Source organism: Candidatus Neomarinimicrobiota bacterium, assembly GCA_022573815.1.
Lineage (GTDB): Bacteria > Fidelibacterota > SORT01 > SORT01 > SORT01 > JACZTG01.
This window is the reverse complement of record JACZTG010000019.1, coordinates 16,516-40,653: the sequence shown is the minus strand read 5'-3', so window position 1 is coordinate 40,653 and position 24,138 is coordinate 16,516. Positions and strand designations below refer to the sequence as shown.

General features: G+C 41.0%; 24 protein-coding genes. All 24 read right to left on the bottom strand.

The window, feature by feature from the left end:
• Window positions 1–424, bottom strand: a 424-nt coding sequence (locus tag IIB39_08230) for a nitrate oxidoreductase subunit alpha (protein MCH8928686.1), incomplete at its 3' end; no start/stop codon positions are given.
• Window positions 425–483: 59 nt separating this feature from the next.
• Window positions 484–1,983: a c-type cytochrome gene (locus tag IIB39_08225; protein ID MCH8928685.1), complete on the bottom strand. Its 1,500-nt coding sequence runs from the start codon at window positions 1,981–1,983 to the stop codon at window positions 484–486.
• Between the two features lie 165 nt (window positions 1,984–2,148).
• Entirely contained in the window at window positions 2,149–3,138 is a 990-nt protein-coding gene (gene moaA / locus IIB39_08220; GenBank protein ID MCH8928684.1) for a GTP 3',8-cyclase MoaA, read from the bottom strand.
• Between the two features lie 174 nt (window positions 3,139–3,312).
• Entirely contained in the window at window positions 3,313–3,918 is a 606-nt protein-coding gene (locus IIB39_08215) for a hemerythrin domain-containing protein (protein MCH8928683.1), read from the bottom strand.
• Window positions 3,919–4,760: 842 nt separating this feature from the next.
• Window positions 4,761–4,907 carry a hypothetical protein gene (locus IIB39_08210; GenBank protein MCH8928682.1) on the bottom strand — a complete coding sequence of 49 codons (147 nt, stop codon included), beginning with the start codon at window positions 4,905–4,907 and terminating at the stop codon, window positions 4,761–4,763.
• A gap of 76 nt (window positions 4,908–4,983) precedes the next feature.
• Window positions 4,984–6,006 carry a zinc-binding dehydrogenase gene (locus tag IIB39_08205; protein ID MCH8928681.1) on the bottom strand — a complete coding sequence of 341 codons (1,023 nt, stop codon included), beginning with the start codon at window positions 6,004–6,006 and terminating at the stop codon, window positions 4,984–4,986.
• A complete protein-coding gene (locus IIB39_08200) occupies window positions 6,003–6,749 on the bottom strand; it encodes a 3-oxoacyl-ACP reductase FabG (protein ID MCH8928680.1) in 747 nt (248 codons plus the stop codon). Before IIB39_08200 ends, IIB39_08205 begins: the two co-directional genes overlap by 4 nt.
• Window positions 6,736–7,800 carry an enoyl-CoA hydratase/isomerase family protein gene (locus IIB39_08195; GenBank protein MCH8928679.1) on the bottom strand — a complete coding sequence of 355 codons (1,065 nt, stop codon included), beginning with the start codon at window positions 7,798–7,800 and terminating at the stop codon, window positions 6,736–6,738. Before IIB39_08195 ends, IIB39_08200 begins: the two co-directional genes overlap by 14 nt.
• Window positions 7,801–7,822: 22 nt before the next feature.
• Window positions 7,823–8,623, bottom strand: coding sequence for a 2-hydroxyglutaryl-CoA dehydratase (locus tag IIB39_08190; GenBank protein ID MCH8928678.1), 801 nt, complete (start codon window positions 8,621–8,623; stop codon window positions 7,823–7,825).
• A gap of 3 nt (window positions 8,624–8,626) precedes the next feature.
• Complete coding sequence (locus IIB39_08185; protein MCH8928677.1) at window positions 8,627–9,421, bottom strand: 2-hydroxyglutaryl-CoA dehydratase; 795 nt, start codon at window positions 9,419–9,421, stop codon at window positions 8,627–8,629.
• Window positions 9,422–9,431: 10 nt separating this feature from the next.
• The gene (locus IIB39_08180) at window positions 9,432–10,685 is read right to left on the bottom strand and encodes a 2-hydroxyacyl-CoA dehydratase (GenBank protein ID MCH8928676.1); all 1,254 of its coding nucleotides are present in this window, start codon (window positions 10,683–10,685) and stop codon (window positions 9,432–9,434) included.
• Entirely contained in the window at window positions 10,685–11,839 is a 1,155-nt protein-coding gene (locus IIB39_08175) for a 2-hydroxyacyl-CoA dehydratase (GenBank protein MCH8928675.1), read from the bottom strand. Before IIB39_08175 ends, IIB39_08180 begins: the two co-directional genes overlap by 1 nt.
• Before the next feature lie 218 nt (window positions 11,840–12,057).
• Complete coding sequence (locus tag IIB39_08170; GenBank protein MCH8928674.1) at window positions 12,058–12,948, bottom strand: radical SAM protein; 891 nt, start codon at window positions 12,946–12,948, stop codon at window positions 12,058–12,060.
• Between the two features lie 88 nt (window positions 12,949–13,036).
• Entirely contained in the window at window positions 13,037–13,465 is a 429-nt protein-coding gene (locus IIB39_08165) for a copper resistance protein CopD (protein MCH8928673.1), read from the bottom strand.
• A 206-nt stretch (window positions 13,466–13,671) separates the two neighbouring features.
• Complete coding sequence (locus IIB39_08160; GenBank protein ID MCH8928672.1) at window positions 13,672–13,854, bottom strand: hypothetical protein; 183 nt, start codon at window positions 13,852–13,854, stop codon at window positions 13,672–13,674.
• Between the two features lie 39 nt (window positions 13,855–13,893).
• Window positions 13,894–15,192, bottom strand: a complete 1,299-nt coding sequence (gene hemL / locus IIB39_08155; GenBank protein ID MCH8928671.1) for a glutamate-1-semialdehyde 2,1-aminomutase — start codon at window positions 15,190–15,192, stop codon at window positions 13,894–13,896.
• Window positions 15,189–16,163: a porphobilinogen synthase gene (gene hemB / locus IIB39_08150; GenBank protein ID MCH8928670.1), complete on the bottom strand. Its 975-nt coding sequence runs from the start codon at window positions 16,161–16,163 to the stop codon at window positions 15,189–15,191. Before hemB ends, hemL begins: the two co-directional genes overlap by 4 nt.
• The gene (gene hemG, locus IIB39_08145) at window positions 16,150–17,589 is read right to left on the bottom strand and encodes a protoporphyrinogen oxidase (GenBank protein MCH8928669.1); all 1,440 of its coding nucleotides are present in this window, start codon (window positions 17,587–17,589) and stop codon (window positions 16,150–16,152) included. Before hemG ends, hemB begins: the two co-directional genes overlap by 14 nt.
• Window positions 17,580–18,536 (bottom strand): ferrochelatase, encoded by a 957-nt coding sequence (hemH, locus tag IIB39_08140; GenBank protein ID MCH8928668.1) that lies wholly within the window; start codon window positions 18,534–18,536, stop codon window positions 17,580–17,582. The genes hemG and hemH overlap by 10 nt, the downstream gene beginning before the upstream one ends.
• Window positions 18,537–18,568: 32 nt before the next feature.
• Window positions 18,569–19,963, bottom strand: coding sequence for an oxygen-independent coproporphyrinogen III oxidase (hemN, locus tag IIB39_08135; GenBank protein ID MCH8928667.1), 1,395 nt, complete (start codon window positions 19,961–19,963; stop codon window positions 18,569–18,571).
• Between the two features lie 2 nt (window positions 19,964–19,965).
• On the bottom strand, window positions 19,966–21,012 hold the full coding sequence (gene hemE, locus IIB39_08130; GenBank protein MCH8928666.1) for a uroporphyrinogen decarboxylase: 1,047 nt from the start codon (window positions 21,010–21,012) through the stop codon (window positions 19,966–19,968).
• A gap of 36 nt (window positions 21,013–21,048) precedes the next feature.
• Window positions 21,049–21,864: a uroporphyrinogen-III synthase gene (locus tag IIB39_08125; GenBank protein MCH8928665.1), complete on the bottom strand. Its 816-nt coding sequence runs from the start codon at window positions 21,862–21,864 to the stop codon at window positions 21,049–21,051.
• The gene (hemC, locus tag IIB39_08120; protein MCH8928664.1) at window positions 21,857–22,828 is read right to left on the bottom strand and encodes a hydroxymethylbilane synthase; all 972 of its coding nucleotides are present in this window, start codon (window positions 22,826–22,828) and stop codon (window positions 21,857–21,859) included. The genes IIB39_08125 and hemC overlap by 8 nt, the downstream gene beginning before the upstream one ends.
• Window positions 22,818–24,089 (bottom strand): glutamyl-tRNA reductase, encoded by a 1,272-nt coding sequence (locus IIB39_08115; protein MCH8928663.1) that lies wholly within the window; start codon window positions 24,087–24,089, stop codon window positions 22,818–22,820. Before IIB39_08115 ends, hemC begins: the two co-directional genes overlap by 11 nt.
• Window positions 24,090–24,138: the final 49 nt, after the last annotated feature.

Genomic DNA, 24,138 nt, shown 5'->3' with positions numbered 1-24,138 from the left:
GTTTTAGCCTGTAAGGACCATATAGAACTCTATGAAAAGTATAACCTTTTGCGCATTGCCTCGGGTTCCAGTTATTCGTTGCATGATTTCCTTGAAGATCTGAATAATTTTGGTAATCATAGGTCGATCCCATCCGAGTGACAATCCCATTCCGGACATATGCCCTCACTCTACAGGCGTGGGTGTCGTTTGGTGAACAGACCCAATCAAACCAGCTGTCATATTTGTACTGATTTCTGTAGACTTTCTCCCATCCCCTCTTAACTGATCCCGCCAATGGGTTTTCTGCCGGATTCAGGGACGAAAGTAGATGCATCGGAGTGCTCAGTGTATAGACTAATGCTCCGGCGCCTAATTCCATCCACTTGAGAAACTCTCTCCTTTCCATCCCACCCCTATTTTTTCCTTCAGTTTTTTTATTCATCGTCGCTTCCTCGTTATACTTAAAATTCTTCTGTTTTATCGCTCATTCTTATCTGATTTTTAAGGAGCAATTATCAATTCCTGCCAGATTGTCACCGATTTTTTACCATCCCTGTCACCGGCGCTTCCATTCCAAACGGAGAAAGCCACGGAAAGATGCTGTCCAGGAACAAAATCCAAACTATTTTGACCCTCTCCCTTCAAAGACCTTCTGAACACAACTCTATACGTTCCGATATCGTATATACCAAATGATTTTACGTATTGCTCAATCCTGGGCCGTGCCTTGAGCGTACCGAATCCCTTCGCTGTGAGATTTTCAACAGCAGATTTTCTCGTCGGATCCGATACTATATTTCCCGCTCCCCATCCGGTTATGAAATCAGGATCAGACTCAAGCGTCAGTGCGTTGCGTGCCGGCTGTTCCAATGCGGATTTCATAAGATTGGGATATGAGTCGATTCCTAAGTTCGGATACATTTTATCTATATCCTGGAATGCGGGTTCTAGATCGGCCTGCCGCTCTGATTTCCACATCCAGATACTTACAGTTTGGTTTTTTTCACCCATTCCGAAAAATGGAGGATCGTTTTCACTTGAGAATTCGATGGCAGCTGCATCACGGAAATCCTGTACTCGAATCGCAGTATGATCATCGGTAGCATCCGTCCAGGTTAATCTGAGTGCCAGTTCTCTGCCGTCATGAAGAGCCTGTACGGTCAATATTTCCGGTCTGTCAACCCTCCACCAAAGCGGCATCATATGGATGTTAACAGTTCCCGCTTCCCTCCAAATACCAGCATCAGGATGCTCAGGAATCTTTTGCACTCTATTCGCTACAATCCTGAATTTTTTCATTTCCGCCCTATCACGTTTCAGTTTCGTTGACATTCCGAGGACGTAATTTGTAAGATGCCATGCATCATCTCCGTAAGCCCAGTCGCTCATCGGCATTGGTGTTCCGGGCATCCCCAATATTATTCTGCGATATACCTCCTCCGGATCAGGATTTCCCTTGAACACGCCCATAGTAAGGTCTCGCGGCCGTGTAGGCATTCCTTTTTCATCAATTTGCTCAGAGACTCCATCTCCTTCACCAGTAGCTCCGTGACATGTAGCACACGCGTCTCGAAACCGTTCAAACGCCAATTGTTCCGCCGCCGGCGTATATTCGGCTATAGGAGAAATTTCTAATAGCCCCACTCCGCTGTCACCTATAGCCGTGTTCGGCTCTATCGGATTATCTGCGAAAGTTTTGATATAATGAACAAGACTCCATCTCTCAATTTCTGATAAATGCGCCCACGAAGGCATCGAAGAACCCGGAATTCCTCTCGAAACAACGCCGAATATATCGTTATCCGTTGGAATTCTCTCCCATGTGGAGACTATCCGATATCGGGCTGATACAAAATCTCTCGGTTTAGGATATAATAAGTAGGCTGCTTTGCCCTCTCCTGCTCCATCCAATCCATGGCAAGGCGCGCACCTCTTATCGTATAGAATTTTACCTGATGCTAATAATTCCGGTGACGATTCCGTCTGATTCAAAGGGCTCAAACTTCTTGGGAGTTCTCCGGATTTGACAGTCGTTAAATTTATTGATTTATCGGGTTGTGCGCATGTTAATTGAACAAATCCTACTATTGCTATAATGAGTATAGAATATTTAGTTATATAATAATTGATCATAGCGCTGTTCCCTTATATTTTGATATTGACATTCTATCCCCCCATCTGGCACATGAATTGTGGATAAGATTTTCCATTTGTGGCAGTTTCCATCATTAAGTGTTTCTCCGGCTTGCAGGAAACTGTAAGTTTGATAGAATTCTTGATTTCATTCTCATCCGCACCGGTTCTCAACATACTCAAAAGATCCGTACCCTGATTATTTGCGAGACACGGAATGAGAATACCCTTCGCAGAAAGTCGCATCCGATTACAATCGGAACAAAAGTTCGAGCTCAAAGGACTGATGAAGCCTACACTGCCAATGCCATTAGGTCGGCGAAAATACTTTGCAGGTCCTGATCCTTTGGGCCAATCTTCAACAGGTATCGGTTCCAACGGTTGAGCTAATTGCATCATTTCGTCCAATGGTACTCGCCTCTCGAATGAGAAATAACCTGTCTCACCCATCGGCATGAGCTCTATGAAACGTACGTGGACAGGATAAGTCTCAGTCAGGGTTGCGAAATCGTTTATCTCGTCCTCGTTCATACCTCGCGATACGACTACGTTAAGTTTCACGGGAGAGAATCCGAATTCTAAGGCGCATTCGATCCCCTTTAATACATCGCTGATTTCACCAAATGAAGTTATACTCTTATATTTATCAGCGTTAAGAGAATCAATACTGATGTTGATCCTGTCCAAACCGGCATCCGATAAGGAAGATGCGAACTTTTTTAATAGTATTCCGTTTGTGCTAAGAGAAATATCATCTATTGATTTCAATTCTCTTAATTTCTTAATTAATGAGGGAAGTCCGGGACGTAGGAGTGGTTCTCCACCGGTGATACGAAGTTTCGAGATTCCTAATTCGGCAAAAGCTCTGACAAGACAAACTACCTCTTCGTCTGACATAATTTCGGAGGTAGAACTAAAATTTGAATACAATTTAGGAAGACAATACGAGCAGCGGAGATTGCACCTATCCGTCACTGATAAACGGAGATAATCTATTTTTCGATCTAACGAGTCGATCAGCATACTACTAACAGTATCTCATTGAAATAGGTACTCCTTCCCTCAATTAATCTTTCTAAATCTACTATTCGTAACGTGCACAGAGATCACTTGAACTCCCTTAATCTCGTAACTGAATAGTATCCTATAACATCAATATCATTTATTCTCGCTGTTAAATCTCAGTATCTATCAGATTCATAATTCCATACAGCTGCAATCACAAGCGGAGGAGGCTGCCTTTGTTGGTTTTCCCAGATAAACCGCGCTTAATTCCTCTAAGAGCTTATGGAATTTTTCGTGTACTCCCGGACCGATTTTCTCCATTTCAGCTTTTTCGAAATCAACTAAAAGAGATTGCTGCCTCTCTTCCGATATACGACTATCAGCCATGACGAATAGAATGTTATTCTCTTTGTCAATATGCGCCGTTAACAACTCAATGTAACTCCTTCCATATCGGACGAACTCTTTAGGGGCGGAATCTTTCCCTTCCTTATAGTCAACAATGGCGTTGGTCATACCTTTGACGTTATCTCGTCCTACAATATGCTCTGCTAACATCACACCTATCGGTCCACCCTCATTGGGTATACCATATTCCTCCAATGCCGGGAAAAGTATGTCCTCTTCTTTGCCATGATGGCATTTGTCCGCAAACACTGTGAAGAATTCCACTATATTTTCAAGATCTGATTCTTCCACACGCTCTCCGTTATCGAATCTTCGACAAACTTCCTCCAAGATGTTCAGCATATTTAGTATCGCATCGTGCTCTTTTATAAGTATATCTGTAGGTTTCATTTTTTCTCCTGTTATAAAATCAAAGTCGTTAATTGACTTTAAAATTTTCCGATTATAATCACCATTATTACAACTATTATGCCATTCTTGATCTTTCAGGTTATTTTTCGACCTAAGTCGCTGAATATCAATGTGATAGAATTAGTATTGTTTTAGCTGATTAAGATATTGGGATTGATTATTTCCCAGCTATGCAAAATTTCGAGGTTAGATTCTTAATAATGCGAAGATGGATTGTCTTCGGTTAATATTAATGTGTGAGTTTTAAGACGCGAATAATATGTCTCATGAACGATCATTATTGAGACAAAAAACACTGTCTCAAAAGCTAATTATTATTTGCTCCCGTTTTTGAAAGTTTTGGTACTGCGAAAGGGTGTATCAAATCTGACGTTTATGATACAGTGCTATTTTAGCATCTTCTTCTTGTAAGTCGTACATAATCGCCTGCTTGAAGTGAGAAGAATTCTCGCCTGATTTTAAGACCGATTATGTGAGCATTAAAACCAGGACTATTGTTCACTTCAGCGGCGTTTCCGGTGGGTTCCCAGTCTGTTGAAGCAGTTCTACCCAGGTGACATCGATATTCCGGAATGAGTGTGAATTTATCGAACTGGAAATTGAATCAGAGACTTATCGACAGCCCGAATATTCCTTCTGTCGAGCCGGGCAGGTTCCGTTAGTACCCTCTACCTGTATGGAGAATTCGATCCCTTCTTCAATTTTACCATTCCCTTTTCAATCTTTGTATGAATAGTTGCGCTTATTCTTTTATTGGAGGATGCTTATCTTCCATCTCGTCCAGCATCCCTCTTCAGAAGTTAAGGATATTTCGACGGTCCTCATAGTTTGAACGAAGACATGCAATGGACCATCATCATGGGCATCATCTCATGCATGTTCTTCATAACTTCCTCAGATTCCATCTTATGCATATTTATCATCTTCCGCTTCATCATTCCTTCCATCATTTTGTCCATCTTACCCATTATTACTTTCTAATTCTTTAACCGTATCGACTATATTTCGCTCGTTCAATGACAAAACAATGCTGATATTGTATTTTCATGGAACGATAATTGACCTTAAAGCCTCACCATTTCTAAGTTCATTCAAGGCTTCATTAATCTTGTCAAGCGGATACTCTCCCGTTATAAGTGGCTCTAACTTGATCTTGCCCTGTTCAATCATCTCAATCAAAGGTAAGTAATCTACCGGGCGGCAGCCAAGTGAACCCACCATTTCAAGTTCATAATACATTAACCTGGCAGGCGAGAACGTCATCTCCTCAGCTGTATATCCAATGACAACCAATCTGCCCCCTTTCTTAATGAGGGAGTAACCTTCTGAAATGGTCTTGGGATTTCCGATTACTTCAAACGCAATCTCGAACCCGCCACCCGTTTCTTTCTTTAATTTCCGGACGTACTCTTTATCTTCAAGGGGATTTACCGTCTTATATGCGCCCAACAATTTTGCGAGTTCAAGTTTAGAATCACTCAGATCAACGGCATAGACCGAAGCTCCCATAGCTGCGGCAATTTGCACAACATTGATACCTACCCCTCCGCATCCGATAACGACAACTTTATCACCCTGTTTTACTCGTCCCCTGTTTTTGACGGCATGATACGGGGTTGAAACCGCATCGGCGATAATTGAAGACTTTTTCAGATCGAGTGTATCAGGCAGATGCAATAAATCTTTTGCCGGTGCCGCTATATATTCAGCATAAGCGCCGTTGACGTTATTGCCGAACATTATCTGGTTTGCACAGATATTTTCCCTTTCGGATAGACAGAACTCACAGTTACCGCAACTGATAACCGCAGGAATTAAGACTCTATCTCCCTTCTCCCACCCCTCGACTCCCTCATTTATTTCAGTTACTATTCCTGAAGCTTCATGGCCGAGTATAAGAGGAGGTTTTTTAAAAGTAGGCACCCCGTGATCAATATAATGGAGGTCCGTATGGCAAACTCCGCAAGCAGCAATTTTAATAAGCAGTTCGCCCTCACCCGGCTCAGGAGTCGGCACTTCTTCTATAACGAGATCTTGTCCTGCCCCGTAAAAAACGGCGGCTCTCATATCAGTTGCCCGCCATCTACCTGTATCACCTGAGCTGTTATATAAGCCGCTTCATCGCTCGCGAGAAAGAGAACCAAATTCGCGACATCTTCAGGTTTACCGAGCCGTCCGAGCGCGCTCTCTTTAATTGCCCCCTCCCGAATTTCAGAAGATAGTTTAGCAGTCATAGATGTCTCTATAAATCCGGGAGCCACAGAATTTACATTTACATTGTATCTGCCCATCTCTCTCGCTACTGATTTTGTGAGACCTATTATCCCAGCTTTCGATGCTGAATAGTTCGATAATCCGAATTTCCCTCTAAGACCGTTAATGGATGAAATAGTTATGATCTTACCGGATTTTTGATTCTTAAGTATAGGCGATACAGCCCTGATATAATTAAAACAACCTTTGAGATTTACGTCTATGACACTGTCCCATTCGTCTTCCTCCATATTCCAAATGGTGCTGTCTATATTTATTCCCGCATTGCATACAAGAATATCTAATCCCTTAAATTCTGCGACTACGTTGCTTACAACCTTTCCAGCCTCGCTGAAGTCAGTTACATCGGCTTCAATCGAAATAAATTTTCTTCCGAGAGATGAAATATGGGTGGATAGTTTATCGGCATCTTCTTTCTCTCCAATAAACGTTATTGCTATATCTGCCCCCTGTCGGGCAAATTCTATTGCTATTGCCGCACCGATGCCTGTGCTGCCGCCTGTTATGAGAGCTTTTTTATCTTTAAGAAGAGCCATCTACACTGAGTTTTGAGCCGCATTTACCGCAGTATTCAAATTCGGAAGGGATGCCTTTCGCATTACATTTTGGACATTCATGTTCATACGGACCCCATAAAAATTCAATAGAACCGCCGTCAGCCATTTTATCCCTAAGCTCTTTATAACGCGGTTGACGTTTCTCGACGAATGCCGTCATTCCTTCATACGGCTCTAAGGAGGTAAAGTGCAGGCTTAGCCAATCCCGAGCATGTCCAATTGTACTATGCCATGCGAAATCTTTGAAGAAATTCAATTGCTGTTTTGTATATCGGGTGCATTCATAGAACTTATCTTTGAGTTTATCGGTCATAACTTCAACCGCTTCATCAAGTTTGGTTAAGTCGACCGCATACCCGTTTTCTTCTTTTAAGGCCATTTTTATCTCTTCTCTGCTTGCACCCTCTATGAATTCTCCGTCTTTCGTTACCGAAGGCACTACCTGATTTACGAGTCCCCAATCAAGAGCTTTGCTTGCTGAGATAGGTTCATTGAACATAAGGATCTCTCTCGCCCGTCGGTCGCCGACAAAAAGAGTAAGCCATTGAGTTGCTCCTCCACACGCTACGGAACCTACGCTTGTTCCTACCTGTTTTATATAAGCATGTTCAGCGATGATAGACAGATCACAAGCCAATTGTGATTCGTTACCTCCACCGACAACAATACCGTTTAGCCGCGCGATAGTGGGCTTACCGTTGTTCATTATACTTTCGATGTAACTCCGGAACAATCCCATATACTTCCAATAATCATGAGGTCTTTTAGTGTATAATTTCTCATATTCCTTAACATCTCCACCCGTACAAAACGCTCTGTTACCGGCTCCGGTTATCACTATAACCGCTATTGAATCGTCATAGGACGCATCGTTAAAAGCCTTTGCAAGCTCGATAAGAGAGCCGGTACTATATGCGTTGTAGTTATGTGGTCGGTTTATGGTAACTGTTGCCACACCGTCCGTTTTTTCATAACCGATTTCTTTCAAATCAAGTTCTTCAGCCGTCTTAGGAATGAATTCATCCATCATGTTTCCTTTAAAGGTTTTTTATTTAATTTTCAGCAAGGGTTTTCTTTTCAAGTCGCATTATGCCTAACAGTGCTGCCCCTATCGCTCCGGCAAATTCCGAGTCCGTGCTAACGTTTAGCGGCGCTTCAAGTTTTTCCTCAAGAGCTTTTATCATCCCGACATTCTTCGTCACCCCGCCTGTAAGAGTGATCTCATTTTCTATACCTACCTGCCGTAGCAACGCCACAATCCTATCGCTAATCGATTTGTGGGCGCCTTGAACAATATCTTCTACGTCCACACCCTTGGTCACGAGATTAATAACTTCGGATTCAGCCAGTACAGCGCAGATGTTGCTGATAGTCTGTGGATTTTTCGAACCAAGAGAGATACTTCCTATTTCGTCTAACTCAAGTTCAAGCGCAAGCGCGACTCTTTCCAAAAATCGGCCTGCGCCCGATGCGCATTTATCGTTCATACGGAATTTTAAGACTCTTCCCTCTTCGTTGATTTTCATGGCGCGCGCGTTCATTGCGCCTATATCAATAATACAACGGGTTTTGGGAAAGATATACAATGCGCCGAACGCATTACTTGTGATATCGGTGATCTGAATATGTCTGAAAGGAACCTGATACCTCCCGAAACCTGTGCTGGCTATATATTCTATATCATCAAATTTTATGCTTTCAATTTGACACGCTTTATTCAATGCGGTCTCTGCCGCTTGAGATAAATATGCCCCCGTCATTGTGGTTCCTCTACCGAGTATCTTTCTTTTATTGTCAATCACGACCGCTTTTGTCACTCTCGAACCAACGTCTATTCCTCCGATGAATTTCATATATTAGGCCGTAACCGATTTATTTGATGCCCGTTCAAGAGCGAAAAGAGCTGCCCCGATTGCTCCGATATACTGGGAATCTTCAGTAGCATTAATTTTTATTTTTAATTTCTTTTTTAGCGCCGCTACCATTCCTATATTTCTTGACACGCCGCCGGTAAACGTGAGCTCAGATTCCACTCCAACTCGCCGTAGTAAAGAAGAGCTTCTTCCCGATATCGAATTGTGAACACCACTAAGTATATCTTCCGGTTTTTTACCCCAGGCAAGATGCGAAATTATTTCCGATTCAACAAAGACAGTACAAACGTTTGTAATCCTCAACGGCTTTTTCGATTTAAGGGATATAACTCCTAAGTCATCCAGGGTGATGTCCATTACTTTTGCAGCGGCTTCAAGAAACCGTCCGGTTCCTGCAGCGCATTTATCGTTCATACAGAAATCAATTACTTCACCTTTTGGACCAACTTTAATTGCTTTTGTATCCTGGCCGCCAATGTCTAAAATAGTTCGAGTTTTCGGATGGAGATAATGAGCTCCTTTTGCATGGCAACTGATCTCTGTAATTTGCGTATCTCCAAACGGCACACGAAAACGACCGTATCCAGTCCCAACTGTGTAGGCAATGTCCCACTCTTCCACATCAGCCATTTTCAGCGCTTGATTGAATACTCTCTCAGCCGCCTTAACAACGTTCGCTCCCGTATTTGTCAATCCACGCGCGATAATTTCCCCGTTTTCATTCATGAGAATAGATTTTGTCGCGGTGGAACCTACATCTACTCCGGCTACTATCATTGTATATTCCTCAACCTCCCACTAACCTTCTATGTTCGAGAGATTCAAAAAACGCATCAATCCGATTTCGCATCTGTGCTTCTGAAAAGTATCTTGGGTCCGCGAGATCCGATTCGATGAAGAGCGTTGGAATATTATATTCCCGTATAAACCGCTCTCTCGCATCCGCCTGACCAACGGAAAATGCCCGGCAACTTTTTACCGAATGAATGACAAGAGCATCCGCATTGTAATCATCAATATAACTTTTTATCATTTTAGAACGCATTTTCCAGTTATAGTTGGTATAGCAATTAGTTGCGTATTCGGCTATACTTTCGAGAGGTCGCGTCGGATCATGCCTGAATCCGAAATCCCAAATGCCGCCGACCTTTGAATAGGTGGATGCAACTGCGCATACATCCCACTTTTTGAATAACTCCCAAAAGCTTCTGAAATGGGGCCATGGAGGAGGTCCTTCCATTACGATACGGAATTTTTCCTCCGGGATAGGACCCGTTTTATGTTGTATTCGTTCTTCAATTTCTAATTTTGCCTTCTGGTAATATTCGACGCATTCTTCGGTTCCTCTGAGCACATAAATGGGAGCCATAAAAAAGACCGCTTCAAAAAAAGCATCAAAGGGAGATGGTTCATGTTTCGCTGACTGTAGTATGTTTACCCAAAGATCTTCGGCCTTTACGGAATTTCCGAGAATCTCTTTCAACTTGTCTTCATCATATTGTATACCAGTCTTCCGCTCGCATACCTCGATGAGTTCTTCAAGTTGCGAACGAATATATTTCATATCACCTTTGGTGGGTTTTCCTTCTCTCAAAAACGGGATATCCAACATGAATAGTTCGGTTCCGTAAGCTTTTGCTAACGCCTCGAACCACTTCACATATGTCATACATCCCGAATACGTACATACAAGCAGATCAGGAGGAGAAATCTTTCCGAACGGACCTATATTGCCGGACATCAAAAGCCCGATATCATTTTTCACATATCCGCATACATCAGAAGAATATCCAATATCTTCCGCTTTCATGATGAAATCGCCGGCAACTTTTTTCACTCCACATTGGAGAGCGTTAACTTCCGGATAGACAAGATGAAAATCGAATACCCTCAAAAGCTCTGCGATATTTCCGCTTATGAATAGATATGCGACCTTTTCATTGTTTTCTTTCGCAGAAGATATCCCCGAATACCAGTCATCAAGTAACTTACGTTGATAAGTCCGGGCAACACCCTGATATTTATATTTAGCTTCTTCCATTATGAAAAGAAAAGTATCGATTCCACAAATGTTTCTACCTGAGTCTTAATTGATTCAAATACTCCCATTTTTTCTTCAAATTCGAATGATAGGTACGGTATATCCTTTGTTTCGAGTGCGTTCTTTAACAGTACATAATCAAATAGCGCCGGTTCGCAGAACTTTGCGGCGCAAAACAACACTCCTGCAGCATTTGTATTTTTAACTTTCTTCAATAAATGGTCACTTCTCGAGCGATTTCCGTCATGTCTGACTGAAGACGGATAGCTCTTATTGATATACGCTTCAGCAAGATTCCGATAGGGAGAGCCTTCTGTTGAAACATCTTCCATAAACCAACGATATCCGATTAGCAAGTCATCGTCTACAATATAACAGCCGGCCTCTTCAAGAAGGTGGAGCATATCCAGAGGCGGTTGTTCACAAAACGAACCCTCTAATATGACTCTTACGCTGTCTCTTTCTCCCTTATCTCTCACGGCTATGGAATCCAGCAACTTGTCAAGAGTATCCGAGAAAACTGATTGGGGAACGAGCGTGCCGTATCGAATTATTATATACAACTCCACTGTAGATAACTTCCAAGGTTCATTATTTCTCAAATCATAAAGTTCTCGAAGCTTAGCCCTATTCTTATTGTATACGGAGATCGATTCGAGAATTGAATCTTCCTTCGGTGATGAACCGTTCATTGCGCACAAATTATCAGCAAGACGTTTATATTCGTGAATCAGATAATCAACTGCACTTTCTGAATACATATTCTGCGGCAGATGTATGAATTCTACTTGGTGATCCGGAAAATTCCTTTCCCAAATCCCGCTTAAATTTTTTGAAACATCACATATCGAAGGGAAAACCATAGCATCTACATCTTTCAGAACTCCCTTGAGCCCCACTTCAAGAGTACTCCGTGCTATTGAACAGATAAATGACTGAATAAGTGAATCTGCATATTCTATTTCTACATCGGAACCGCCTCCAAATATCCCTATTGGGAACATACCGCAACCATCAATGATCTCCCATGGTGTATAAACAGGAAAAGTACCCACTGCAAGCCCTGTGGTGCTTTTTTTCTTCCACTTGTTGATATTCTGATACGGGCGTTCTAACGACTTGCGGCACTCAGCAATTATGGTGTCAAAATTCATAAGAATATCGCATTTTATTATCCGATTTAAAGCGATTACTAATTGTAAATCCTCTAATTAATAATTTCTTTCAATTACCGTGCCAACAAGTAGGGGAAATCCCGTTTTATTCATTTAACTAAAGCATTTTCAACATGATAACTTTGGTAACAATTAAAATCATTGAGCTCTTTTTCAATTAGATTCCTACTTTTGCAATTTCAATTAGATGCATATTCTCACTGCTGGGAAATACCATGCTGAACAAAAGTTTCGATATTGTAGCTGTTTCGCTTCGGAAATAATGCGTGTAATAAGTTAACACTCTCTCTATCTCCGCCCATTTTAGCCTCATGTATCATTACCATCGGACATCCGCATGAACTGCAATCCGCGTTTCCCTCAAAAGTACACGGTTTTTTAACCTTTAGCCGAACATCGAATGAAATTGCCGAACTTTTGTAAATACAATTCATCGCTACCGTTTTTTGATGGCATGGTCTGAAAAGTTCGATCGATCTCTCGCTATTAAGTAATACGCCCGGAATCGTTGCCTTAAGTTGAAGAAGCAGATCCACTGCCCTTTCTCGTAAATCAGAGCTTAATGGCGATGAGAATTTCTGCCCCGACACTTGGAAGCCAACTAATATTCCCAGAGCGTTTGCACGATTCACGAGCTCTGGAAATGCTTTAATCTGTTCTATCGCATCAGCTGTGAGGACACTGAAAATCGCGAAAGATTTGGGTGGTATTCTTTTTACGTTTCGCATGACTTTTGCGAAGGAACCATTGCCGCGTATTGAGTCATGGATCGCTTCGGAACCGTCAATTGAAATTAAAATTGAGGCGTTTAGATCTCCGGGAATTGGTAAAACCCCTGAAGTTACGATTGCGTTTCTCGGAAATAAATTTATAGCTCGTCTTAATAGACTTAACCGCAATAACGGCTCACCGCCTACCCAGAAGGCAGATTGTATCCCGTATCGGTTCCTGACCTGTTTAATCTTTTTCAGGTATATTTCATCAGACAGTTCCGTTGGAATTTCCGTTATATTGGTATAATAATAACAGTGAGTGCACCTAAGCGGACATCGACTGCTGATATCGAATATTCCGATAGATCTCTTGATTGTTCCCCCTTGCCTAAGATCGTAATAATACTACCGGAGAATTTACCCTATATAAGACTAGCTGTCAAAGGAAATCGAAATCTCTATTTCAGGGCAAACGTACTCCTGCGATTAAAAGAAGAACAGCAGCTATCGTAACTACCCTTATATGAAAAGCGGTTGATTTGACAAGATCGATCCCTTCTTTCTTTGCGATCCGAGTATGTGCATCTATGGCGGAGATCAGCGTAATCAGAAGTAATATGGTTTTCACTGCAAGTAGGGAATATATCTCATTTTCAAAGCTGAACCAGTTTATTGGATTTGCCTCATAACTTAATCCCATCCAAAAACCGGTGATTATCAAAAGAATAAGAGATGGCTTTCCCATTATTTCATATTTCGACTCGAAATTTAATAGTGAGGACATGTCATTTGAACGGATAACTTCGGGCAGATACCTGAACATCATTATAAGATGTCCACCTACCCATATTGTGGCTGACAAGACATGGATTATGAGAATTAATTCATTCATTAAGTGATTATTAAAGATATGAATCCTTTGCTCCAACTACAATAAAACATATTTTTTGTTTTTTAGAATTATTTCTTAATTTCGAAAGCTGGGAAGCTTTGCTAATTGCAGAAATAAATGATTCGAAGTTTGAGATGCGGTGGTATCCTTTCTTTATTACCCTATTTAGATATATAACATAGCTTATATATCTAACATAAAATTGATTAAAATAATCCAAGATAAATCAGGAACGGTATCAGGATATAAAGAATACTATCACGAATAAGATAGAATATCACGATAGTCCAAAGAACTTTCCAACCCCTCTTCTTAACGAAAACCTTAAAGCCTTCTTCGCGAAGCAATTTTACCCATTCGATAATAAAAAGCGGCAGTAAAAATTTCAAATCTTAGTTGCTCTAATTTTAATATCAATCATCTATAATTTATGATAATTTTTCGAAGGCTAAGATGCTTTTCTTAATTGTAGATTCTATATCATCACTCGAATGTGCAAGAGAGATAAACATCGCCTCGTACGCAGATGGGGCAAGATAGACACCGGTCTCAAGCATGAAATGAAAATATCTTTTATATCTTTCCGATATGGAATCAGGAATATCCTCAAGTTTCTCAATTGGTCCATCTGAAAAGTACATACATAGTAAAGAACCGACCCGTTGGACAATTGCTTTCACTTTCAATGACTCAATAGCATCTTTTAGCCCTATTTCCAATTCGGAAGATCTCATTTCCAATTTTTCATAAGTTCCGGGTTTCGACAATTCATTCAAAACTGCCAGTCCCGCTGATGTTGCCAACGGATTACCCGAAAGCGTTCCCGCTTGATATACCGCACCTATCGGAGCGATCATATCCATCAATTCTGCCTTACCTCCATATGCTCCGACAGGAAGCCCACCACCGATTATTTTACCAAGTGTGGTAATATCGGGCATCACGTCATAGAGCTCCTGCGCTCCGCCGAATGCAATACGAAAGCCGGTTATCACTTCGTCAAAAATCAAAGTCATACCGTCTATGTCGCATCGTTCCCTCAGACCTGCAAGAAATCCCTCCTTAGGAGGAACACAACCCATATTAGCGGCAACCGGTTCTACGATTATCGCCGCAATCTCTCCATTATTCTCGGATAAAACTTCATCCAGAGAATCAAGATCGTTATAAGGAGCAACCAATGTATCATTTGTCACGCTTCTTGGCACACCAGGACTGCTTGGCTCGCCGAATGTCAGCGCTCCTGAACCTGCCTGAACAAGAAAGCTGTCCGCATGACCATGATAACAACCGGTAAATTTCACTATTTTATCTCGACCGGTCGCTGCTCTCGCTAATCTGACAGCGCTCATAGTTGCTTCGGTCCCGGAACTGACCAGCCTTACCTTTTCAATTGACGGTACGGCTTCTACAATCTTTTCAGCCAATAGAATTTCATTCTCTGTGGGCGCTCCGAAACTCGAACCTTTTTCCGCCGCATCTTTGATAGCCGCAACGACTACCGGATGTGCATGACCGAGTATAAGTGGCCCCCACGAACAGACGTAATCAATATATTCATTCCCGTCAGCGTCGTAAATTTTTGAACCTTTAGCTTTGGATATAAAAGGTGGAGTTCCTCCTACCGCGCCGAACGCTCTTACAGGTGAATTAACACCGCCCGGAATAACTTTCTCCGCCCTGCGGAAAAATTCTTCGCTTCTTTTGAGAGAAAAACCGTCAGTCATGAAATAGTCTTCGCGGCTTCTTTTGCAAAGTATGTCAATATCATATCCGCGCCAGCTCTCTTGATTGAAATAAGAGACTCGAGCATCGCTGCATCACCGTCCAACCAGCCTCGCTCCGCCGCGGCTTTTATCATAGCATACTCCCCGCTGACGTTGTAGGCTGCTACCGGTAAATCCCATCTTTCCTTCACATCTCTTATTATATCAAGATATGGCAAAGCAGGTTTCACCATTATTATATCCGCTCCCTCTTCCACATCGAGTGCTACTTCCCTGAGAGCCTCCTTACGATTTGCGGGATCCATTTGATAAGATTTTCGATCACCGAACTGAGGTGATGAATCAACCGCTTCGCGGAACGGTCCATAAAAAGAAGATGAAAATTTAGCGGCATAACTTAATATCGGAATTAGTGCATGCCCTTCATCGTCAAGAGCAGACCGTATGGCGCCCACCATACCGTCAATCATTCCTGACGGGGCAACTATATCAACACCCGCTTTGGCATGTGAGATCACCTGCTTCTGCAGGTTTAACAGAGTAGCATCGTTGTCGAGCTCGCCTGATTTTGTCACCACACCGCAGTGACCGTGCTCGGTGTACTCACAGAAGCAAACGTCAGAGATCACCAACAGATTCGGGATTGCATCCTTCAAAGCCTTTGTTGCGATCTGTATGATGCCGTTATCGTTCCAAGTTTCCGAACCGACCGAATCTTTGCTATTAGGAATTCCAAAGAGAATCACTGCTTTTATACCAAGAGAAAACGTTTCTTTTGCATCCTTGATCAGTTCGTCTATCGAAAATTGGAATTGCCCCGGAAGTGAACTGATGGGATTACGTACCGATTTGCCATGCACAACAAAATACGGCTGTATAAAATCTTCGGGGCTTAACTTCGTTTCACGAACGAGGTCTCTGATTGAGGCAGTTCTCCTCAATCGTCTCGGTCGGCGTTTAAGTGTAAACATTTACTACCTCTGCCAAAGGAGCGTTTTTTATATTTGATAAGTACTCAGATATTTTAACCGCCGTAGCTTTACCATTTGCTATACAATCTTCGACAGATACGCCTCCCCTATACGCCCCGGTCATATAAAGACCCGGATAATTTGCCTCAACATTATTCAATTCGTTCAGTATCTCATGATAACCTATAGTGTACTGTGGAATTGCTTTCTTCTTTATGAATACTTCCTTTAATATCGGCTTTCCTGTGATGTGAAGAATCTTCTCCAAGCTCGTGTGAACCAGGTCAATAAGTTCATTTGGTTCCAGTTCGGTTAATTCAGGATGTCTTTTCCCGCCGATAAAATTGGTAAGTAATACTTTGCCATCAGGCGCTCTTCCATCGAAGAAAGTCGAAGTCCAGAGTGATCCAAGAAATTTATTCGGTTCGCGCGGTGGAGATAACATTCCGAATCCGTTGAGGGGATGTCCAATATCGTTCCTGTTGTAACCAAGCGAAACCACAGCCATAGGGGCGTAGTCGATTATTCTAAGATCGTTTGCCACCTTAGACGAAAACGGCTCTAATAGTTTTGCCGTTTGATATGACGGCGCAGAAATTACTACAGCATTAGCCCTAATAATATCGGTTTTCCCTGCATTTTCAACCGTAACTTCATATAGTGAACCGATTTCTCTCATGGGTGATATATTTTTAACCGTCGTTCCTGTCTGCACCTTATTTCCAAGAATTCCTGTCAATTTATCCGGCAAAGTCTTTAGTCCATTTTTGAACGAGAAAAGTTTTGGGCGAGAACGATTTGATTTACTTCCCGACTTTTTAAATAATTTTTTCACCATACCGCCAATCAGGCTCCCGTAATCTCTTTCCAAGGCATGAAGTCGGGGAAAAGTACTGCGTAAACTGATTTTTTCAGGATCGCCCGCGAAAATACCTCCCACGAATGGAGCAACGGCATAATCAAGAAATTCTCTTCCCATACGTCTGATCACAAAATCAGCAACCGATTCATCAATTTTATCGGAGGGTTTTATAAAAGGCTCCATCAAAAGTCTAAACTTTGCGGAAAGCGAAAATAACTTGGTAGTCACAAACGAAACAGGGCCAAGCGGAAGAGGTACAAGTTTTCCCCCCTTTAATATATAGCGGTTCTTTTGAAGATCGTTTGCGTATAAGATTTCATTTTTAAGTCCGGCATCATCAATCAATTCTAAAAGTTCTTTTGTTCTTCCTTGAAGCGTTGATGGTCCGTGTTCGATGAGAAAACCGTCTTTCAGGGTAGTGTTTATTACACCACCGACTCTGTCGGAAGCCTCAAATAGACAAACGGAAACTCCTAATTTATCAAGCCAGAATGCTGTAGATAAACCGGAAATGCCGCCTCCGATTATCGCCACAGAAACAGCATGGGATTTACTCAGTTCCAAGAATCCATCCTTTGTAATACTAACTCTTTCATTGCACTGATAAATTTCGGAGAATCGTTTAGAGCGGGCATGACTTCATATTGTTTTATTCCGGCCTTAATTGCTAAATCGCGGTTAAATATATCGAGTTCAAAAAGTGTTTCGGAATGGTCATTCACGAAAGCGACCGGAATTACGAGGAGGTTTTTAACACCGTTTTCCCCCAATTCAGGAATAATTTTATCGGTAGCGGGACCAAGCCATTCAACTTTAGTGACTCTGCTCTGAAAACTTATCGAATGGTGATATTTGTTCTCCAACTTTGTCATTACCAAGTTCACAGTCTTACGCACCTGCTTTTCGTAAGGATCACCTTTTTCTATCACGCTTAGCGGCACTCCATGCGCGCTGAACAAAAGATGTAAATCTTCCTCGACTACGCCATTGAATTTTTCAGTACCCTCATGAATCTTCTCCGCGAGCGCATTGATATAGGATTGATAGTCGTGATAATCATGAATAAGTCTGAATTCCACATCAGCATCTTTTTTTCTTTTCAGTACTCGTTCAAATTCATGCAGACTTGAACCTGTTGAAGTAATAGAATACTGAGGATAGAGCGGCAGAAGAATTACCTTTTTTATCTCTTCCTCAATTAGATTATCAACTGCTATCTCTGTAAAAGGATTCCAATATCGCATCGCTATATATACTTTAAAATTACCATCTTCGTTTAGGTCTAATTCAAGTGCTTTTGCTTGTTTTTGTGAAAGTTCACGTAGAGGAGACCCTCCTCCGATCTTTTTATATATTGCCATAGATTCCGGCAACCTCTTTTTCGTAATTCTCTTTGCTAACAGTGGACGAAATATCTTTCCCATCGGCAGATCAATTATATCCGGGTCATTAAAAAGATTAAGTAAAAACGGTTTTACGTCGTCCAATGATTCCGGTGCGCCTAAATTCATTAAAATTACAGCGATTTTCTCTGAATTATGGTTCATATGGTTTTTGAAAACTTACTTACTTTCTTATCGCTAAGGTATTCATCAAATGACATTGTGATGTTCCTTATAAGTAACCTGCCTGCCGGCAAAACCGTTATGCTGTCATCTGTGATCTCCAACAGACCATCATTCTCCATTGGTATCATTACCTCGAGCGCTTCAGAAAAATGCTCATCAAAAATCAGATCATTTGCATCACCAAATGATGTCTTATTGAGGTAAAAATGACACATCAGCTGCATAATGATCTCCTTTCTCAATCTATCTTCGTTACTGAGTTTGTAACCCTTAAAAGTCGCAAGCTCGCCTCTGTCGATAATTTCATAATATTCTTCCAGAGTTTTAACGTTCTGAGCATACATATTACCAACTTCACTTATTCCGGTAATGCCCATTGCAATAAGGTCGCATCCCTTTTTGGTAGTATACCCCTGAAAATTTCTGTGGAGTGTTCCGTTATTTTGGGCGGTAACTATTTCATCTTCCGGAAATGCGAAGTGATCCATACCGATAAATTCATAGCCCGCAGAGGTGAATTCGTCAATCACCAGATGGAGTAATTTGAGTTTTTCATCTGTGCTTGGAAGCCATTCCTCTTTGATCAGGGTCTGATGTTTTTTCATCCATGGAACATGAGCGTAATTAAATGTGGCAATTCTCTCCGGTTTAATATCGATAACCGATTTAATCGTTTTACGAAAATTGTTGACATTCTGATGCGGTAATCCATAGATGAGATCTAAATTAATGCTTTCAAATCCTAATTCTCTGCACCAATCAACCACCTGAATCGTCATATCTTCCGGCTGTATTCTATTTATCGCCTTTTGAACATCAGGATCAAAATCCTGGACGCCCATACTTATTCGATTAAATCCTATCTCTTTGAAGGCTTCAAGATGTTCTCGGGTCAGCCCTCTCGGATCAATTTCAACGCTGACTTCCGCATTATCATCAAAAGTAAAACTATCTTGAATATATTCTCCCAGTCCTACTATCTGCGACGGCAAAAGATAGCTGGGCGTACCTCCTCCCCAATGCATTTGTGAAACTTTGCGTTTGTTTTTGGTAAGCTCCGAAATCATATCAATTTCTTTTTTCAGAAATCCGAGATAATTCTCTTTTTTGTCATCACTGTGAGTTATCATCATCGAACAGGCGCAGAAATAGCAGAGTGTGTCGCAAAACGGAATGTGAAAATAAAGTGAAAGATCCGCAGGCTCTACTAAATCATTCGTCCTGGCAATCTCATTTCTAAAATCGTTTGCTCCTATTTCTTCGCTAAATAGAGGAGCCGTGGGATAACTCGTATACCGGGGTCCCGGTTTTGAATAGCGTTTAAGTAAATCCTCATCAAAGAGTGTAGAATTATTATTTTTGTTTCCCATCATCAACTTTCATTATGAAATTTAGGACTTTCCGATCTAACGGTTTCAATAAATGTTTTCACATTTTCCACAGGAGTTTCGGGCAATATTCCATGTCCGAGATTGAATATATGCCCGCTACCTTCGCCGTATGCCTCAAGAACTTTTATTGTTTCTTCTCTGACTGTTTCCTGATCTGAAAGTAAAACTACAGGATCCAAATTTCCCTGAAGAGCTACTCTGTTATTTACTGTTTTTCTCGATTCAGAAATATTAGAGCCCCAATCGATTCCAAGACAATCAGCACCGCTATCGGCTAAAATGTCTATGCTGTGACTCGCGCCTTTTGCGAACAGGATTATCGGAACACTCTTATCTAAATTCTTAATAACATCTTTCATCGAGGCGAGAGAAATATCGATAAATTGTTGTGGATTCAAAAGTCCCGCCCACGAATCAAAAAGCTGAACTAAATCAGCTCCGGCATTTATTTGTAAGTTAAGACTGCGAGTTACAGCTTCAGTCAATATCTCCATCAATTCTTTAAAGATTTCAGGCTCTTTGTATATGAAAGTTTTGGCATTGATAAAACTTTTTGAGCTCTCTCCCTCAATCATATAAACAGCAAGAGTCCACGGTGAACCGACAAATCCTATCAACGGTTTTGAACTATCCAACTTTGATTTTACCTTTTTAATAGCTTCTGAGACAAATGATAGTTGCACTTCAAAATCAGAATTTATTTTTAATTTCTCAATACTAAGCTTAGAACGTAGAGGATTCTCAAAAACAGGACCCTTTCCCGGAATATAATCCAACGACATTCCCAACGCCTCCGGAATCAACAAAATATCAGAATAGATTATCGCCGCATCTACGCCGAGTAACTCCACCGGCTGTAATGTCAGTTCCGCAGCTATTTCAGGAGAATGAAACGCTTCAAGCAAAGTTACCTTTTCTCTTATTGCTCTGTATTGTGGCAAATATCTCCCGGCCTGCCTCATAATCCAAACAGGTGTTCTTGGAGTCGGTCTGCCGTTGACAGCATCAATGATTAGCGAATTTGGCATAATTCCGGCTGTTTATTCTTTCAGTGTCTGATAATTTTAATGTAGTTCGTTTATTTTCAGAGATTTTGTTGACATAGCCCAATTTTTCATCGCTTCGATTAAACCAAACACCGTATGTTCTTCGGGGATAATATCTGCCTTGAAGCCCAATCCCTTCACGTATTTTGATGTTGTAGCTCCAATCACTGCTAACGCAACCGATTTATTTAATGTTTTTTCTCTCATTTTAATCGGAAGGTGGCTTAAGAAAACTTTAAAGGTTGATGGGCTAAAAAACGTCGCAACCTGCAAAACGCCATCTTCAAAAAGCGAAATCAATTTTCTTGAATTGACTTCATCGTTAGGAATTGTGCGATATACAGGAACCGAAGTCACCTTTGCTCCAATATTGATAAGCCCGTCAATCAGCTGGTGTCTCCCATACTCCGATCCCGGGAACAGGATTCTCTTTTCCATTATATCGTCTTTCTTAAACGATTTTAAAAGATTGTCGCTGTCAAATATTTTAGGCTGAAGGGAAACTTTCAATCCAAAATATTCAAGTCTTTTTCTTGTCTTTGAGCCTACGGCGGCAATCTTTTTGGGCAACAGGTAACCTATATTTTTGCCGACGTGATTAACTCGCTTCAAGAAACTGTCCACGGAATTAACGCTTGTAAACAATATCCAATCGTATGAATCAATTTTACTGATAGCCGAATCGGTATATTCCCATGATTCGGGAGGGTCAATTTTTATTAGTGGAATTAAGTGAGGAGTACCGCCTTCCTTCTCAATCAGCGCTCTAATTTCAGCCTGCTGATGAGCCGCACGTGTGACCAAAATACCAATATCATTTAAAGATTTACTCATTTAGCTGCTTCTCTGTTTCGGAGGTAAAGCTGGAATATTCCGACTTTTTAAATTCGTTCATTATTTCTTGACCTCCATTTTGAAGTAATCTTTCAGCAAGTTCATTACCCAACTTTTCGGCATCGCTGCGATCTCCTGACAGTTTGTTTCTTACAGCCCTATCTCCGCTTAGATCGGTTATTTGGGCTTCGATATTCAATTCGTTTTTTTCAATTTTGCTGATAGCGCCGATTGGAACCTGACATCCTCCCTGAAGTCTCCGAAGAAGGCTCCGCTCTGCGGCCACCGCATCTGAAGAATCTTTATCGTTCAGGATAGATATTATTTGAATTATTTTTTTATCATCCGCTCTTATTTGTAACGCAAGAGCTCCCTGCGCGACAGCCGGAAGCATGACTTTATGATCAAGAATAACACAATTCTCGTTTAGGAGATCTAATCGTTTTAGCCCGGCATAAGCTAAAATTAATGCATCCCAATTAGACTCTTTGAATTTCCGCAGCCTTGTGGGAACATTACCCCTGATATCAACTATTTTCAGATCTTTACGATAGTACAATAATTGAGCGCTGCGCCGCAGGCTGCCTGAAGCAATAACAGAATCCTTACTTATGGAATCTAAACCTTTGCCATCTTTAGTAATCAATACGTCCGACGGTTTCTCACGAAATGGAATAGCGCCTATTGACAAACCCTCCGTCATTCCTGTAGGCAGGTCTTTACAAGAGTGAACGGCAATGTCAATTTCTTCATTCAGCAGTGCCTCTTCAATCTCCTTTGTAAATACCCCCTTGCCTCCGATCATTGGAAGAGGTTTGTCAAGAACCAGATCGCCTTTTGTTTTGATAATTTTAATTTCGAAGTCAATACCTTTGTTGGCATTGGTGAGTTCATTTTTCACCCACTCAGCCTGCCATAACGCTAATTTACTGCCCCTTGAACCTATAACTATTTTATTTACCATTAATTTGATCCTGAATTCCAAATAGCTTATTAAGAACGCCGTCCTTAAGGAGCATCTCACGATGTGGCCCATCACCGTTTTTCAAATATCTCAAAGGCTGATGGAGAAGTCGATTTACCAGCAACGATGTGAACTTATCAACTTGGACAAATTCTTTTTCACTCATTTTATTACTGCTAACAGCAAGTAATTCTTCCTTTACAATATTAAAATGATTGATTAGGGATTTTGAAATATCGCTTTCCATATATTTACGATGCCATCTGCTGAATGATTTTTTTTCATTCATTATAATCTCTTTCGCTCTTGGAATCGACTGTTTCCGTAGTTTGATAGATCTCTGTATTGATTCATTTAAATCTGAAATATTGAACAGGTGGACATTTTTAATATTATCTATATCGTGATCAATATTTCGAGGCATTCCCAGATCGATAAATACTTTCTGCGAGCTAAATCTTTTTAATTTCTCGAGTTTATGACGTGTAATTATTTGTGCATCAGCATTGGTAGCTGATATCAGGCAGTCAACTTCAGGAATTAAATCATTTACCTGATCGAAAGAGATGGGAATACCGCCATACACTTCAGTTAAAGATTTTGCCCTGCTTTTGTCTCTGCTGGCGATGTAGAATGACTTGAGTTTTAAAGAACTTAAATATTTCGATACTGTTATACCGATTTTGCCGGTGCCTAATAATAATATTTTTTTACCGCGAAGTGATCCGATAATTTCTGATGCTTTAGCAAGTGCGGCAGATCCATAGGAAGCATTCCCTTTGCCGATACTGGTTTTTGTTCTAACTCTCTTACCCGTTTTGATCGCCGATTCAAATAATTTTAAAAGAAATGGTCCTGTTGATTTATGATCCCTTGAATTTCGGAGCGCTGTCTTAACTTGACCGAGTATTTCAGGTTCACCGATTATTTGTGATTTCAATCCCGCAGAAACTTCAAACAGATGATTTACCGCATCTTCCCCTTTTATCACATAATTAGTCTGTTTGTTTTTAAGTAGGGCTGTTCCGGTCAGCTTTAGAATATAATTCGAGACATTATTCTCAATATCAATTTCCTGAGATATTATATAAATTTCGAATCGATTACATGTCGAGAGTATAATGACTTCATCTATATTGTAAGATTCAGTAAGCTCAGTATATATTTGATCTATAAATTTATCCGAAGCGGATAATTTTTCTAATTCGCCAATTGGAGCGTGACCATAATCAGAACCGAGGAGTGTTAGATTGTTTATGATATTTTAATCCAAGTTTTTATCAAATAAATCTTCTTACAAATTCCATTAA

Bases quoted from the DNA above. Each gene is read 5' to 3' on its own strand.
- moaA (MCH8928684.1), bottom strand. From the start codon at position 3,138: ATGCTGATCGACTCGTTAGATCGAAAAATAGATTATCTCCGTTTATCA.
- IIB39_08215 (MCH8928683.1), bottom strand. From the start codon at position 3,918: ATGAAACCTACAGATATACTTATAAAAGAGCACGATGCGATACTAAAT.
- IIB39_08210 (MCH8928682.1), bottom strand. From the start codon at position 4,907: ATGGGTAAGATGGACAAAATGATGGAAGGAATGATGAAGCGGAAGATG.
- IIB39_08205 (MCH8928681.1), bottom strand. From the start codon at position 6,006: ATGAGAGCCGCCGTTTTTTACGGGGCAGGACAAGATCTCGTTATAGAA.
- IIB39_08200 (MCH8928680.1), bottom strand. From the start codon at position 6,749: ATGGCTCTTCTTAAAGATAAAAAAGCTCTCATAACAGGCGGCAGCACA.
- IIB39_08195 (MCH8928679.1), bottom strand. From the start codon at position 7,800: ATGATGGATGAATTCATTCCTAAGACGGCTGAAGAACTTGATTTGAAA.
- IIB39_08190 (MCH8928678.1), bottom strand. From the start codon at position 8,623: ATGAAATTCATCGGAGGAATAGACGTTGGTTCGAGAGTGACAAAAGCG.
- IIB39_08185 (MCH8928677.1), bottom strand. From the start codon at position 9,421: ATGATAGTAGCCGGAGTAGATGTAGGTTCCACCGCGACAAAATCTATT.
- IIB39_08180 (MCH8928676.1), bottom strand. From the start codon at position 10,685: ATGGAAGAAGCTAAATATAAATATCAGGGTGTTGCCCGGACTTATCAA.
- IIB39_08175 (MCH8928675.1), bottom strand. From the start codon at position 11,839: ATGAATTTTGACACCATAATTGCTGAGTGCCGCAAGTCGTTAGAACGC.
- IIB39_08165 (MCH8928673.1), bottom strand. From the start codon at position 13,465: ATGAATGAATTAATTCTCATAATCCATGTCTTGTCAGCCACAATATGG.
- hemL (MCH8928671.1), bottom strand. From the start codon at position 15,192: ATGACTGACGGTTTTTCTCTCAAAAGAAGCGAAGAATTTTTCCGCAGG.
- hemB (MCH8928670.1), bottom strand. From the start codon at position 16,163: ATGTTTACACTTAAACGCCGACCGAGACGATTGAGGAGAACTGCCTCA.
- hemH (MCH8928668.1), bottom strand. From the start codon at position 18,536: ATGAATTTAGGCGCACCGGAATCATTGGACGACGTAAAACCGTTTTTA.
- hemN (MCH8928667.1), bottom strand. From the start codon at position 19,963: ATGGGAAACAAAAATAATAATTCTACACTCTTTGATGAGGATTTACTT.
- hemE (MCH8928666.1), bottom strand. From the start codon at position 21,012: ATGCCAAATTCGCTAATCATTGATGCTGTCAACGGCAGACCGACTCCA.
- IIB39_08125 (MCH8928665.1), bottom strand. From the start codon at position 21,864: ATGAGTAAATCTTTAAATGATATTGGTATTTTGGTCACACGTGCGGCT.
- hemC (MCH8928664.1), bottom strand. From the start codon at position 22,828: ATGGTAAATAAAATAGTTATAGGTTCAAGGGGCAGTAAATTAGCGTTA.